The sequence below is a fragment of the Paenibacillus sp. ISL-20 genome, from assembly GCF_018613005.1.
GTDB lineage: Bacteria > Bacillota > Bacilli > Paenibacillales > Paenibacillaceae > Paenibacillus_AQ.
Window position 1 is genome coordinate 22,199 of the sequence record NZ_JAGGRD010000069.1, and the last position, 13,830, is coordinate 36,028.

Below are 13,830 nucleotides of genomic sequence, written 5' to 3' on the forward strand. Positions count from 1 at the left end.
TTTTTGTCATTGCGTATGGTTAGAATGGAAGGGTGTAGGTCCGTTTTTCTTTTTGACCGAGAAACGGATTATTATATTGGAACGTCAGCTTGCCGCCGGCATATCCGGTATACGTTAAACCGTCACCAATGAAGCCCACCTCGTTCGGCGGCATTTCCTCAATGACCTTGATGGTTTCCTCGTCTAGAAGTTCAGGATAGATAAGCTTCGCTGTCTTGCCTGTCGGATGAACGATATATAGGGTCGCCTTCGTGTAGGGTCGGACGAGCAGGAAGTCCTGTTCGATCGCTTCTACGATAAAACTATCCTCTACTCCCGTGATCGCGGCCAGGTCATAAGATTTGACCGTTTTGCCTGTCGGATGAACCAGCTCAAGCGTACTGCCGTTCATCATGGCAATATTGCCTTTGTAACTGAGTTGGTCCGGTTTGTAGTTTATTCCGGCAAAATTGGAATGATTAGTTTTGGATAGCTTCAGGATTTTGTTGTCCTGAATGAGCACCCGGTATCTTCCCTCATGAATATGAGGTTCGCCGTAATAATTGGACAAGTCAACGACATAGGTATTGCTGTTGATACGGTGTGCGCTTAAGCTGACTTGATCGATCTCCTCAACGGGGATCATGCCAACTTGGGCTGGCGTGGATCCGGCTTTACCCATAGACAGCATCCCATTCTCGCGATTTACCCAGAACAGCATATTGGCCTTGGAAGCATAGGCGTATTTTGACCAAGCATCAAAGGTCGTTCTAAGTCCGGATTTGCTGTCATACTTCAGAGGAATACCGAAGGCTTTGGTAATCAGACTGGCTGGAACATAAGTCACGCCTTTCTTCACAACCGGAGCGGCCTCGAGCTTCAGAGCGGTCCCCTTGGCATTGACTGCGCGCGACTGTCCGATGGTAATGCGAACAGACTGTATCGGGCTGTTAATGTACAGCTCGTTTTTTCCCGGGGTCGTCAACTGCAGCTGCAGCTGCAGCTGTTCAGAAACTTCCTTCAGTGGAACGAACACGACGCCTTTATTCGTATAAGGTTTATGTTTCACATCCAGCGTGCTCCATGTTACCTTGTTCTGTGATGTGGAGGCTGCTGCCGCATGGGCAGGAATCGTTGTGAGCGATGAGGACGTAAGCAATAAAGACATGGCTATGGATGCGGTACCTGCTAATTTGATGATTTGCACGGATTTCATATCATTTCCTCCTTCTGGTTTTCACTCCCGTCTATATAAACGGCTAAATAATGGAAAATGTTTCACCCCATCGCAAAATCATGTAAAAAATGATATACGCGATGGCGAAGGATTAGAGCTGGCGCGCCAAAGGGCGAACTAAAAAAACCGGAGCTGCCCTTAAGGGGCGAAGCTCCGGTGATATCAATATCCTGATTTGAGCTCCTGATCCTTGCCAAGCAGAATGGTTAGACCAAGCAAGGTAACGATAATGGTTGCGCCCATGTCCGAAATGATGGCGATCCACAGGGTCAGCCATCCCGGGATCGTAAGCAGTAAAGCAATGGCCTTCAGCGACAAGGAGAGCCCGATATTCCACTTAATAATCTGATTGACCCGTCTTGCGGTTTGGATAGCCCCCGGCAGCTTGCCTAGGTGATCCTGCATTAATACGATGTCGGCCGTTTCGATGGCACTGTCAGTCCCTTTCCCCATCGCGATACCCAGATCGGCAGCGGCCAATGCAGGGGCATCGTTAATGCCATCACCAACCATGCCGGTTTTTTTGCGGGAAGAAAGCTCCTTGATCTTGGCAACCTTCTGTTCCGGCAGGAGGCTTGCGAATACCCGAGATACACCGGATTGCTTCGCGATCGCCTGTGCGGACTGCTCGTGGTCGCCTGTCAGCATGACCGTATCCGTGATACCGACCTCATAGAGCTTGCGGACAACGGCTTCGGTCTCCGGTCTGATCTCGTCGGCAAGGCCGAACTGACCTAATACGCGATCCTCGCTCACGGCGGCAACGATCGTATAGCCTTGGGCCTTCATACGCCGAATGTCTTCCTCTACGGCGCTAATATGATCTTGCGGGCCGTTCACATGCTTCAACACTTCCTCGCTTCCGACCCAGAACAGTTTCCCACCAATTTCAGCTCGAATGCCTTCACCTGGCAGTACCGTTATCTGTTGAGGTTCATTAAACATGCACTGCGGATTCTTGATCTCCAGATGCTTCATGACCGCTTTAGCCAACGGATGAAGAGAAGATTGCTCCAGTGCGCCTACAACGGCATAAAATTTGGTTTCATCATATACCGTCTCCGCATAGACTGCAGGTTCGCCTTTGGTCAAGGTTCCCGTCTTGTCAAAAGCGATGGCTTCCAGCCGGCCAAGCTGCTCCAGATGGACCCCGCCTTTGATCAGAATCCCGTTGCGAGCCGCGCGGGTCATCCCGCTGACCAGTGCAATCGGAGAAGAAAGCACGAGCGAGCAAGGACACCCAACAATGAGGATAGACAGCCCCTGATAGATCCAGGTCATCCAGGGCTGATTCAGCAGCAGCGGAGGAATTAGCGTAACCGCCAGCGCGATGATCATAATCGCCGGAGTATAGTATTTAGCAAACTTATCGATGAAGAGCTCTGTCGGCGTCTTGCTGTCCTGTGCTTCCTGTACAAGATGCATGATCTTGGCCAGGGAGGAATCCTCATAGGCCTTCGATATGGCGATATAGAGAACACCATCGGTACTTACACTGCCGCCAAATACAGCATCGCCCTCCCGTTTTGTAACAGGTACCGATTCCCCGGTAATGGCGGCTTCGTTCACCGCTCCGGTTCCTTGGGTTATGGCCCCATCCGAAGGAATCTTCTCCCCGGGTCTTACCCGGACAACGTCTCCGGGAGAGAGGCTCTCGATCGGCACGCGCTGGGTTTGACCATCTTTCCATAGATCGGCTTCCTTCGGTGCTGCGGCCAGCAGCGCTCCCATCGATTGTCGGGCCCGATTCATGCCGTAGCCTTCCAGCAGCTCGTTAAGACCAAACAGAATGGCAACCAGCGTGGCCTCCCGCCACTCCCCGATGATGACGGCGCCCACGAGCGCAACGGTCATCAGGGTATCCATATTGAATTTGAAGCGGGTCAGATTGCGCAGTCCGCGCAAAAATGTCGTATATCCGCTCAAAATCATAGCCCCTGCATATAATGCGATCACAACCGGTTCGGGGACTTTTCCTTCTAATATAAAGGTTAAGAGATAGAAAACAGCGGAGATGGACAGCAGCCACTTCATGTTCCCTTCGCCGCCATGACTGTGTTCATGAGCATTTCCATGGCTATGTTCGTGATCATGTTCTTGTGCCGATCCATGAGAATGCGACGAATGGGCATGCTGCGCTTTAACGCCGGCGGCCGATAAGGCTGTCTCCGGAGCATGAGCGATGCGCGCACCATCACTTTTCAGAATGGTTTCTACCCGGCTTAGATTCACATGGGGAGAGAGGGTCAGTTTCCCGCTGTTGTAACTCAGTCGGGCATTGTTTCCATGATCCAGCTTCTGGATCTCTTCCTGCATCTCGCGTGTACAGTTAGGGCAGGAGAGGCCCTGTACCCGGTATTCAATAAGTTCTCCGCTTGCCTCCGGAGATGATTTGGAACGTTGATGGTTGTCTGTGCTCATCTACATCTTCTCCTTCTGGTGCTCCAGCGTCATGTGAAGCAGTGTCCGGATATGGTCATCTTTAAGCGAGTAGTATACATTCTTTCCGGCTTTCCGCGATTTGGCGATATCTTTGTTCTTCAGCGTACGCAGATGATGGGAGGCTGTTGCCGTTGAACTTCCGAGTACTTCGGCTACATCACAAACACATAGCTCGCCGCCACGGTCCAGCATATAGGCTACCTTGACCCGCGTCGGATCGGCCAAAGCCTTGAAGATTTCCGCCATGCCGATCATATCATCATCGGAGATCGTTTCCTTTAACAAAGCAATCCTTTCGGTTGAAGGGCATTCCGTTTCACACAGCTCAAGGGAGACTTCTTCGTTCATCGTCCGGGCATTCATAGGAACAACCTCCTTGGATTAGGAGCAATAAGTGCTCTTTATTCTATATATTCAAACGTTGATTTGATTGTTAGTCATAATATACCCGATTTACACACAATATTCAAACGGATATTTGATTGTTCACAAGCATTTCACAGTCCAAGAATGAATCGACAAGTCCTATAGTATTAACCAATTACAACGGTTAGGTTCAGCGTCGCTCCTCAGAAAATCCTTCCAATTCATATCACGTCAACTTATACTATTAGCAAAAAGATGTAAATTCGCATAGGAAGCATACCTGGGTCCAGGACGGCCCAGGACGCCTCATGCGCTGCATAACATCTTTGCATGGGCCAAACGTTTCGATTCGAATGTGTACATTATCTAATACCTATCCTTCGATTTGCGGATGTGTATGAACAGGGGAGGCCAGAGTATGACTTGTCCAATATGTCGATATGAAACGGGAGAGGGGAAGTATTGCAAGAAATGCGGGGCAAGGCTGATTATCGAGGATTCACCCGTATTTGCCGCCATGAAAGAGCAAGCAGCAACGTCGGAGGTGTATAGTGTCACTAGACGAAGTGCCAGCAGTAAAGGGGAGATACCTCATGCACGCCAGATCGAATCGGCTCTGCCGGTGTATACCCCGCCGGATCTTCCGTTCCGAGCGGCAGGCCGACAGCATGCCGAAGAAGAGGAGGAATCCAATCCTTATTGGACCAGCTTAAAATTGTACGGGCAGCTCTACGGGGATTATTTTCTGAAGGGACTCAGACATCCCTTTGGCGCAGCTGCCGGAACGGAGAGCGGTCAGTTCTTCAATGCGATTGTGTCTATGGTGCTCTATGTTGTTCTTTTTCCACTCGCGCTGTATGCAGCGCTTCATCATGAACTGCAAGGGCTGCCTGAGGGGGCATTTGCAGATCTTGTCCTAAAGCCTATCATTTGGACTGCGATTTTCTTATTCTTGCTGAACGTCTTTACCTTCGCTGCGGTCAAGCTGTCCTTCAACCCGGCTGCCAAGCTAAAAGAAGTCATGGCAAGATTCGGCGCTTTGCTGCCCATATTCCTCGTATTGTATGTGGTTAGTTTTCTGTTCCTGTTCCTGAATGGCGGTATATCCAAGGTTATCATCCTTCTCTCGTTCATCAGCACCGTGATGACCGTACCGTTATTCGTCATGACCAGCTACAAGAGAAGAATGGTTGGCGGTGGCCTGGATCCGCTGTATGCGATCCTGCTGGTTTATGTTGCACTGATGCTCGTGATCGTGATTCTGGGTAGTTCCATGATCGAATATATAACCGTTTTATAATGAAGCCATCTACATAACCTATCGTGAAAAAGAGAAAAACAGCTAGCCCTCTTGCGGGAAAGTCCCGTAATAGGAGCTTGCTGTTTTTTGAGATGTGACGGGTTCGATCCGAGCTACTCAACCCACCATCGTTTGAAATCCTTCCACCAGGAACGTTCCTCCTGTTTCTCGGCCGCATCTGCAGGGTCCGCCTTCTTCGCAGGCTTGCCGTTTCCGTGTTCGTCACAATATTCGGTAGGCTCCGTACCCTTAACGAAGACCTCCAGAATTTTGCCAGGACAGTCGGCACCTGCAAGCTTCCCGGTCTTGGGATCCACATAAGCACTGATGACTTCATCCGGGATCGGAAAAATCTTGGGCGGTACATTCTCCAGCGCTTTCTCCGTATACTGGGCGAAAATCGGCGCTGCTCGCCGCCCGTCGACTTTGCTGATTTCCCGCCCTTTATCATATCCAACCCAAACCGCCGTTGACAGCTCCGGTGTATAGCCCACGAGCCAAGCGTCGGAGTCGGTGGTACCTGTCTTCCCGGCAACCGGTCGTTTCATTAGGGTAGAGACGCGGTTGCCCGTGCCGCCTGTCTCGAATACCCCCTCCATCATGCGAGTCATCACGTAAGCTGCAGCAGGTTCAACCACTTGTTCACCCGACTCTTCCGGCGCTGTATACAAGCTGCGGCCGGCGGCATCCGTGATGTTCAGCACGGCGACAGGTGATACCCGTTTGCCGTTGTTAGCCATAACAGCGTAAGCGGAGGCCATCTCCAGCGGGCTGACGGGTGAGGTTCCCAGGGCCAGCGAGGGGACAGGCGCAAGCGGACTTGTGATGCCCATCTTTTTCGCCATGTCGGCTACTTTATCCGGGCCTATCTTCATGATGGTATTCACGGCATAAATATTATCCGAAGCAGCGATGGCTTCCCGCATGGGAATTTCCCCTAAATATTTATCGCCGAAGTTGCTGGGCTGATACGTTTTGCGGTTGTTATCGTAATGAAACAGGGTGGGCTGGCTGTTGAACACGCTCGTGCTCGTCATTTCCTTGGATGCAATGGCTGTTAAGTACATAATCGGCTTAAATGACGACCCGGGCTGCCTTGTTTTGGCCAACGCGTGGTTGTACTGATTCTCCCGGTAGTTCTTACCACCAACCATGGCTTTGATGTGCCCGTTACGCGGGTCGACGGACACGAGCGCCGTTTCCAGCTCGCTCTTGTTGTCCATACCTTCGGATACAGCCTCTTCGGCTGCCTTTTGGGCCCGCGGGTCCAGGGTCGTATAGATGTTGAGGCCGCCCTGTTCGAGCTGCTGATCCGTAATGTTCAGCTGTTTGGTGACGAGGCTCCGGACATAGTCCCGGAAATAGGAGGCAATCACTTTATTCTCCTGACGGTCCTGAGGGAGCAGGGCGAGCTTGACCGAGGCGGCTTTATTGGCCTCAGTCTCGGTAATGAATCTGGTCTCCGCCATGGCATTCAGGACAATCTGCTGTCTTTTGAGGGCGTTGTCCATATGATTGTAGGGCGAGTAATACGTCGGACCCTTTGGAATGCCGGCCAGCATCGCGCTTTCGGCCAAAGTCAGTTTTTTTGCCGACTTGCCGAAGTAGAGCAGGGACGCCGATTCAATACCGTAAGCCCCGTGGCCGTAATAAATTTCGTTGAGGTACATTTCAAGTATTTGATCTTTCGTATATTTCATCTCAAGCTGGGCGGTGAATTTGGCCTCCTTGAGTTTGCGTGTCCATGTTTTTTCATGAGATAGGTATAAGTTTCGTGCAAGCTGCTGGGTTAATGTGCTGGCGCCCTGCTTGCGATCCATATGCTGCAGGTTGACCAATATGGCTCGGGCCATGCCCTTCATATCAAACCCCGGATGATCATAGAATTTCCGGTCCTCCACCGCCAAGGTAGCCTGGATCAGATGAGGAGATATATCGTTCAAGCTCACTTGCTCGGATGTATGCCCCGTGGTCGAGAAGGTGGCGATTAAATCTCCTTGGCTGTCAAGCAGACGGGAGTAGCGGGATGTTTCCGCGACGGGCAGTGGCGTTATAAATAAATAGGCGAGCAGAATGCCGCCGGCGATGATAGAAATGCCAAGGAGTACGAACAGAAATGTAGCAAGCCGGACGAAACGACGTTTGCGCTTGGGTGATTTTTTTTGTCCCGGCATCAGTGGTTCTCCTTCCAGTCCTTTTTGTAGAGTCGAGGCTTTTGCGCTGCCAACAATGGAGATATACTCAAATTCTCCTTGGTTGCCTTCTTTTTCTATATAGTATGGGGCTGCTGAGGGCAGGATATTCATCGAAAGCGATGATGTTTTTGCTTCCATTCATCTGTGCTGGAAGTTTTGGTTGCAATTTGGGCTTGATTTAATATAATCTAATTTGTTTGGTACAATAGGAAAAGTGTGAAACTGTAAGCTAAAGGCATCTGCCCCGAATAAAGTTTTGCGGCTTGGATCTGGACGGCTGAACATTATTCTAGCGGAAAGAAGGTAGTGACGACGATGGAATTATGGTACACAGAGAAGCAAACCCCGACTTTTGGCATCACGGCTAAAATCCGGGAGACTTTTGTACATGAGAAGACGGAGTTTCAACAACTGGATATGATCGATACTGAGGAATTCGGGCGCATGCTCGTTCTGGACGGTATGGTTATGACTACAATTAAGGATGAATTCGTCTATCATGAGATGGTCGCTCACCCCGCGCTGAACACGCATCCAAATCCGAAGAAGGTTCTTGTTGTCGGCGGAGGAGACGGTGGCGTCATTCGCGAAGTGATCAAGCATCCGGGCGTAGAGAAAGCAGTACTCGTTGAAATTGATGGAAAAGTTATTGAATATTCGAAGCAGTATTTGCCTGAGATCGCCGGCAAGCTGGATGATCCGAAGGTCGAAGTACTGGTTAACGATGGATATATGCACATCATTGAGCATAAGAATGAATACGACGTCATTATGGTAGACTCCACCGAGCCTGTGGGCCCAGCCGCTCCATTGTTTGAGCGCGGATTCTACCAAGGGATCTACGAAGCGCTGAAGGAAGACGGTATTTTCGTGGCGCAAACGGACAACCCGTGGTTTAAAGCGGACCTGATTCAGCAGGTCAACAAAGACGTGAAGGAAATCTTCCCGATCGTCCGTGTGTATGGAGCGAACATTCCAACCTACCCAAGCGGTCTGTGGACCTTCACCATGGGCAGCAAAACGTATGATCCGCTTGAAGTGGACGAGTCCACGATTGATGAGATGGATACGAAATACTATTCGCCTCGCCTGCACAAAGCCGCATTCGTGCTGCCTAAATTTGTTGAAGACCTGGTGAAATAAGGAGGAGCGATAAACTGATGAAACTGGATCAAGGTTACTCCGGCAACGTGTTTATTTTGAGTTCCGAGGATTATGAGGGGTCCAAGGCTGTCATTTACGGTATGCCGATGGATTTCACGGTTAGCTACCGTCCGGGCTCCCGTTTTGGCCCAGCTCGTATTCGCCAGGCTTCCGTAGGCTTGGAGGAGTATAGCCCGTACTTAGATAAAAGCATTGAAGACATGACGTATTTCGATGCAGGCGACCTGATGCTGCCTTTCGGCAATGCGGGCCGCAGCCTTGAAGTGATTGGCGATTATGTAGGCAAACTGCTGGATGACGGGAAATTCCCGATCGGACTTGGCGGCGAGCACCTCGTATCCTGGCCGATCATTCAGAAGGTGTATGAGAAGTATCCGGATCTTATTCTGATCCATATCGATGCCCATGCTGACCTGCGCGAGCATTATGAGGGAGAGCCGTTGTCCCACTCCACGCCAGTCCGCAAGGCGGCGGGCATTATGGGCGGCAAGAATATTTATCAATTCGGTATCCGTTCCGGCTCCCGCGAGGAGTTCCAATATGGACGGGAGAATATTAATTTTTATCCGTTCGAAGTGGCGGCCCCTCTTAAGGAAGCCTTGCCTTCCATGGGCAACCGCCCGGTCTATGTGACCATCGACATCGATGTGCTTGACCCTTCCGCTGCACCGGGCACCGGTACTGCAGAAGCAGGCGGCATCACATCGAAGGAGCTGCTGGAAGCTGTGCACCTCATTGCGGGCTCCGACGTGAACGTGGTCGGCTGCGATCTCGTGGAAGTGGCGCCGATCTATGATCCTTCGGAGCAGACCCAGATCGTAGCTGCGAAGTTGATTCGTGAGATGTTGTTGGGATTCGTTAAGTAGTCCACCCACCCAAACCCTCCCTGCCAGGGAGGGCCCCAAGGGCGCTGCCCTCTGGACACCCGGAACTTTGGTGCTCGGAGTTGGTATGAGGATCTGAGCGGGGCTGGTGCTTGTGCCCGGCCACCGCTCGGTCCTCCCCTGCGGGGACGTCCTCGTGGCCTTTATAGCGCCCATATGTCAGCCGAGGCTATTCGCCTCTCGGCTGATGAAGAAAAAGCAAGCCTCCCCCACCTAAGCCTTTGGCTATCGGTGTCGGCTGCTTTTTCGCGTGTGCGCGGCCCCCTCGAATGGCTCCCCTCCGGGGTGCTCGAGGGCCTGCACTGCGTGCATGAGCAGCCGAGGCTATTCGCCTCTCGGCTGATGAAGAAAAAGCAAGCCTCCCCTGTCTAAGCCTGCGGCTATCGGGGTTGGCTTGCTTTTTCGCGTGTGCGCGGCCCCCTCGAATGGCTCCCCTCCGGGGTGCTCGAGGGCCTGCACTGCGTGCATGAGCAGCCGAGGCTTCGCTCCTCGGCTGAAGAAAAAGCAAGTCTCCTTCTGTCTAAGCCTTCGGCTATCGGGGTCGACTTGCTTTTTCGCGTGTGCGCGGCCCCCTCGAATGGCTCCCCTCCGGGGTGCTCGAGGGCCTGCACTGCGTGCATGAGCAGCCGAGGCTTCGCCCCTCGGCTGTTGAAGAAAAAGCAAGTCTCCCCTGTCTGAGCCTGCGGCTATCGGGGTCGGCTTGCTTTTTGCTGTCTTAAAGGAGTTGATCCAACTTTGAGCAATTGAGAAGAAATTATTTGTGGTCATATGTTATTAACTTAAGGAAGCTTGACCCGGATTTGAATGAAATCTTTTTGAAGGGTATGATGACGCCCATAAGGAGGTTAGCATCAATGGCGGATTCATCCAGTAAGAAGAGAATTGACTCTGCCTCGAGAATGATTAAGGCATCGCCCCAAGCCATTTATCAGGCATTCACTGACCCCAAGCCTTGGGTATCGTGGCTTCCGCCAGAGGGGATGTCAGGTCAGATCGACACCTTTGATGCCCGTGAAGGCGGGACTTATCGAATGGTACTCACCTATAATGGAACGGACCGCACCAACCCAGGTAAATCATCGGAAGGCACGGATATCGTCCAAGGTAAATTCCTGGCGTTGGTGCCAAACAAGAAAATCGTGCAGTGTTTTGAATTCGAGTCGGAAGACCCCGCTTACGGGGGCCTGATGACCATGACATGGACGTTGACAGCACTTGCGGAAGGCACTGATGTAACGATTGCTTGCGAGGACGTTCCTGAGGGCATACGGCAGGAAGATCACGAAGAGGGCTTGAATTCTACGCTTGAGAATCTCGCGGTCTTTACTGAATGATAGCGGACAGGCTGCGCGCCTGTACAACGTCCCTTTAACAGTAAAAAAAGCAAGCAACCCTACTTAAGCCTAGCGGCTAATCGGGTTGCTTGCTTTCGTGTTATTTCAGGGTAATCTCGAATGCCGAGCTTGGGGCACCGGCAAATACGACAGCTCCATTGGCTGGGAGCTTCACTTCATTACTGCCGCTGACGATGCTGTAGTTCACAACGGCACCTTTTTCGTCATACACAGCGAATGCGCCTTGTGCTGGCAGGGTGACGGTCATGGTTTTACCTGCAGTTTGTTTAGGGACGGTGTACCATTTGGCATAGCCATCGGCTTGCAGGGTGACGGTTGATTTTTTCCCTTTATAAAGCGGCTTAACGTCCTTACCACTCACAAACAGGGCTCCTGCCCCTTCAAGATACTCTACGCCTTTTTCCTTATAGAAGCGGAATTCGGACGTATCCCGGCCACCCATAGCCGGAATCTGATGCTGGCTTACCGCGGTGTCCGAGTCGATGATCTTCTTGTCGATCATATAGCCTTCCAGACCACTCTTGCTGTTAATCTCTACCGTCGGTTTCGTGATGAAGTACATCAGCGATGTGAATTTCTCGTTCAACGGATAGAACGTTTCACCTTCGCGCTTGGCCCAAGCGGCAGCGGTCTCCTTGGACAAGGGGTTTGCTTCCAGTTTCTCGGCGGAATAATGCGATAAAGCCATTTGTCCAAGTCCAGGGATCGAAATATATTGTCTTACCCATAAGTAGATGCGGCCATTCTTTTCTTTGACAAAGCTGACCTTGGTGCTGCCATCCGCGCTGACAAATGTTCCATCCGCGGTGTATACATATTTCTCCGCAGGATAATCCGGAATCATGGGAACGGTAATGGACAGTTCGCCGTCCTTGAGGTCGACTTTCATTTGCTGATTCGTCACGCCATAATAACCGGCATATTTGGTGATGTCGCTTGGCATATCAGCCTTTACCGGTTTGCCGAAGGATTTTTCCGGCTTGAGTTCCTTGATCGTGCCTTTCTCCTTAAGAGCATGCAGCACAATCTCATTAGCCAACAATTGGTTGGTTGAGCTGGAACCACCGGAAGATAATACAGCGGCAGCCATATTCTGCTCCGGAAGAACAACGAGCGAAGCGTGATACAGGATGGTGTCTCCACCTTTGGTTAAGGCCTTCATGTCATATTGATTGAACGGGAATAGTCTTACGCTGTCCCAGCCAAGCCCGTAATCGAACGAGTTATCAGCATCTTCGGGCCACAGACCCTTTTTATATTCTTCCTGCTCCATGGCTTTGACGGATTTGTCGGAAAGAATGCCTTCGGCTTCCCCGGTGAAGATCTGCGCAAACTGCACCAAGTCTTCAGCCGTAGAATAGATGCCGCCGGTTCCGATCACATTGACTGTCTCGTTAGGAAGCCGCCCTTGATGAGTCGGATAATAGAGGCCCGCCATTTGGCTTAACTCCAGTGAATCCTGGGATGTCTTCGTGTGGTCCAAATCTAACGGCTCGGTAAAATATTGATGAATGAATGCGGTAAAATCCTTGCCGCTCACTTTCTCTACCAGTATCTCGGCCAGCGTGAATCCATCATTACAATAAACGGAGAACGCACCCGGGTCCGCTTTTAGGTTTTGGGTGGACAGCTGCTTGAGCAGCGTGTCATGTGCATGAGGGTCATTATCTTCGAACAAAAATGCATTGTTCAGGCTGGAGCCCTGCAGTCCGGAGGAATGGTTGATCAGCATGCGCGGCGTAATTTTTTTGTAGCGTTCGTCTTTCATCGTGAATTCAGGTATGTACTGAACCAGAGGCGTATCCAGGTTGATTTTCCCCTCATCCACCAATTTCATGACCGCAGCGGCGGTGAACACTTTACTCGTGGAGCCGATGCCATACATCGTATCCTTGGTCAGCGGTATCTTTCCTTCGATATCATTGACGCCCGCTTGCCCGGACACGGTAATCACTCCGTTGTCGATAAGGGCATATTGAACGCTTGTCGTACCATAAGTCTCGGTGAGCAGCTCGGCTTTCTCTGCGGCGGTTTTCTGAAGGCCACCTCCAGCGGCAACTTGGCTGTTATCTGCTGCCATTACCCCAGCAGGAAGAACCAGTGTGACTGCGAGAAGGGTTACGAGCATCCGTGATAGTCTTTTCTTCAATGAATAAATACCTCCTTATTATGAATGTACTTAGTTAGTACGATTTACCAGCCCGAATGGTTCAATCTTTTTTCGGAAAATTTACAAAGTGCAGGGAGGAACAAAAAAACAGGCATCCCATCCATAGCCGTAAAGCCATGTGGGGATACCTGTTTTTAACTGAGCACGATAAGCAGCGCCGAGGTGGTTCCGACGAAACAGCCTGCCAAACAATCCGAAGGATAGTGAAAGCCAAGATAAATGCGTGACAGGCTGACCGTAAGGGCCAGCAGGATCAAGAGCAATGACAGCCAAGGCGTTATGAACAGAAACGGCGTGATAATGGAAAAGATGGCCGTCGAGTGTCCGGAAGGAAACGAGTGGTCCTTCATCGGTTTTTTTTCGAACCGCACCTTTTCAAGTGCCAGATAGGGCCGGATGCGCCGCATCTTCTTTTTGATGAGGGCCGTAATCAGGAAGCTGAGGGAAAGTGCAATAAAACTCTGCCACCCCATCGTATTCCATGGCTCAGGTGCAAAAAACGCTATTGAAAGTGTCAGCACAATGGTAAAGATAGCCCCCCCCATATGGGTGACCAGCGCGAGCATCGAATCCACCGTTTTGTTGCTGATCTTGCGGTTTAACCAGCGGAAGATAAGGTGGTCATGTTGCTGAAGCCAATCCATCGAACGAGTAATCATTGTGAACAGAACACCTCACATTATAATTTTGTAAGCAGTCAGCCCAAAGTTAAATAGGCTGCAATATATGCTTGTAAGG

General features: G+C 51.0%; 10 protein-coding genes. 4 read left to right on the forward strand and 6 right to left on the reverse strand.

Annotated elements, in window-relative coordinates:
- Window positions 1-19: 19 nt before the first annotated feature.
- The 3 genes from J7E85_RS31600 to J7E85_RS31610 form a co-directional block, all read right to left on the reverse strand.
- Window positions 20-1,195: a stalk domain-containing protein gene (locus J7E85_RS31600; protein ID WP_215163967.1), complete on the reverse strand. Its 1,176-nt coding sequence runs from the start codon at window positions 1,193-1,195 to the stop codon at window positions 20-22.
- A 183-nt stretch (window positions 1,196-1,378) separates the two neighbouring features.
- Window positions 1,379-3,637, reverse strand: coding sequence for a heavy metal translocating P-type ATPase (locus J7E85_RS31605; RefSeq protein ID WP_215163968.1), 2,259 nt, complete (start codon window positions 3,635-3,637; stop codon window positions 1,379-1,381).
- The gene (locus J7E85_RS31610) at window positions 3,638-4,021 is read right to left on the reverse strand and encodes an ArsR/SmtB family transcription factor (RefSeq protein ID WP_215163969.1); all 384 of its coding nucleotides are present in this window, start codon (window positions 4,019-4,021) and stop codon (window positions 3,638-3,640) included.
- A 421-nt stretch (window positions 4,022-4,442) separates the two neighbouring features.
- On the opposite strand from J7E85_RS31610, the gene J7E85_RS31615 reads away from it, so the two are divergent.
- Window positions 4,443-5,324: a hypothetical protein gene (locus J7E85_RS31615; protein ID WP_215163970.1), complete on the forward strand. Its 882-nt coding sequence runs from the start codon at window positions 4,443-4,445 to the stop codon at window positions 5,322-5,324.
- 113 nt (window positions 5,325-5,437) lie between these two features.
- On the opposite strand, the gene J7E85_RS31620 is transcribed toward J7E85_RS31615, so the two are convergent.
- On the reverse strand, window positions 5,438-7,498 hold the full coding sequence (locus tag J7E85_RS31620; protein WP_215163971.1) for a transglycosylase domain-containing protein: 2,061 nt from the start codon (window positions 7,496-7,498) through the stop codon (window positions 5,438-5,440).
- 336 nt (window positions 7,499-7,834) lie between these two features.
- On the opposite strand from J7E85_RS31620, the gene speE reads away from it, so the two are divergent.
- The 3 genes from speE to J7E85_RS31635 all read left to right on the forward strand — a co-directional run bounded on the left by speE (window position 7,835) and on the right by J7E85_RS31635 (window position 10,901).
- On the forward strand, window positions 7,835-8,662 hold the full coding sequence (speE, locus tag J7E85_RS31625) for a polyamine aminopropyltransferase (RefSeq protein ID WP_012818360.1): 828 nt from the start codon (window positions 7,835-7,837) through the stop codon (window positions 8,660-8,662).
- A 17-nt stretch (window positions 8,663-8,679) separates the two neighbouring features.
- Entirely contained in the window at window positions 8,680-9,549 is an 870-nt protein-coding gene (gene speB / locus J7E85_RS31630; protein ID WP_076326381.1) for an agmatinase, read from the forward strand.
- 872 nt (window positions 9,550-10,421) lie between these two features.
- Window positions 10,422-10,901 (forward strand): SRPBCC domain-containing protein, encoded by a 480-nt coding sequence (locus J7E85_RS31635; RefSeq protein ID WP_215163972.1) that lies wholly within the window; start codon window positions 10,422-10,424, stop codon window positions 10,899-10,901.
- 100 nt (window positions 10,902-11,001) lie between these two features.
- On the opposite strand, the gene J7E85_RS31640 is transcribed toward J7E85_RS31635, so the two are convergent.
- A complete protein-coding gene (locus J7E85_RS31640; protein ID WP_215163973.1) occupies window positions 11,002-13,071 on the reverse strand; it encodes a serine hydrolase domain-containing protein in 2,070 nt (689 codons plus the stop codon).
- A gap of 155 nt (window positions 13,072-13,226) precedes the next feature.
- Window positions 13,227-13,751: a phosphatase PAP2 family protein gene (locus J7E85_RS31645; protein ID WP_098741272.1), complete on the reverse strand. Its 525-nt coding sequence runs from the start codon at window positions 13,749-13,751 to the stop codon at window positions 13,227-13,229.
- Window positions 13,752-13,830: the final 79 nt, after the last annotated feature.